Source organism: Vibrio sp. 1727 (assembly GCF_033344415.1).
Lineage (GTDB): Bacteria > Pseudomonadota > Gammaproteobacteria > Enterobacterales > Vibrionaceae > Vibrio > Vibrio alginolyticus.
In genome coordinates this window covers 1-902 of sequence record NZ_JAWPOT010000126.1, presented here as the reverse complement: position 1 = coordinate 902, position 902 = coordinate 1, and the positions used below count along the sequence as shown (strand labels likewise).

General features: G+C 43.5%; 2 protein-coding genes. One reads left to right on the top strand and one right to left on the bottom strand.

Going from position 1 to position 902, the window contains the following annotated elements; genetic code table 11:
- On the bottom strand, positions 1 to 317 hold a 317-nt coding region (locus R8O10_RS24270), incomplete at its 3' end, for an ACT domain-containing protein (RefSeq protein WP_318191825.1).
- A 217-nt stretch (positions 318 to 534) separates the two neighbouring features.
- Here R8O10_RS24270 and R8O10_RS24265 point away from each other — a divergent pair.
- On the top strand, positions 535 to 902 hold a 368-nt coding region (locus tag R8O10_RS24265; protein ID WP_318191824.1), incomplete at its 3' end, for a DEAD/DEAH box helicase.

Below are 902 nucleotides of genomic sequence, written 5' to 3'. Positions count from 1 at the left end.
CTGCCATCGTAATTTTTCATCAGAATATCACCTAAACAGTGTGCTTCTTTCGTTACGAGAATCACGATGCGTTTACGGCGAGAGCCAATGAGAGTGCGTTTTGCACCTTGCGGTAGAGCTTGGTCTAAATCGGCAAGAAACGTTTGGTCGTTGAAGTACCCCTCCAACTCCGTTCGCATGAAAAAGTGCCCACTGGTGTTATCAACAAATTCGTTATTATGAACGATGTTTAGCTGATGTTTGTAACAGATATTAGTAATTTTAGAGATCAAACCCGGTGCGTCAGAACAATGGGTCAACAGTGTTTTCTTTTCCATAAATCAGATACTTCCATGCATTATTTTTCTAGCGTACGAAATATGTGTTTTCCCCAAAAGGGTCAACCGTACTGCAATCTGACTTCATAAATAATCTATTCTTGCCATGGTTTCAACAAATTATCTGTATTGGGCCGTACGCTGGCCATCTTACGGGCTGATGTCTCTCCCAAACGTCTGATATACTCACGACAATTTTTCTAACCAGATGTCAGGCATGATCGCAAAAACATTTTCCTCTGATGGCGCTTTAGGTAAAGCGATTCCGGGTTTTCAGGCTCGTCAGCCACAAATAGACATGGCTGAAGCCGTCAGTAGTGCGATCAAAGAACAAAGTCAGTTGGTGGTAGAGGCCGGAACTGGTACCGGTAAAACATTTGCTTATCTTGTTCCAGCGTTGTTGAGTGGCAAGAAAGTCATCATCAGTACTGGCTCGAAAAACTTGCAAGAGCAGTTGTACCATCGTGATCTACCGCTGATGGTCAATGCGCTCGGTTTTTATGGTCAAGTGGCGTTATTGAAAGGGCGTTCCAACTATTTATGTTTGGATCGCTTAAGTCGCCAGATGGTAGAAAGCCACACCAA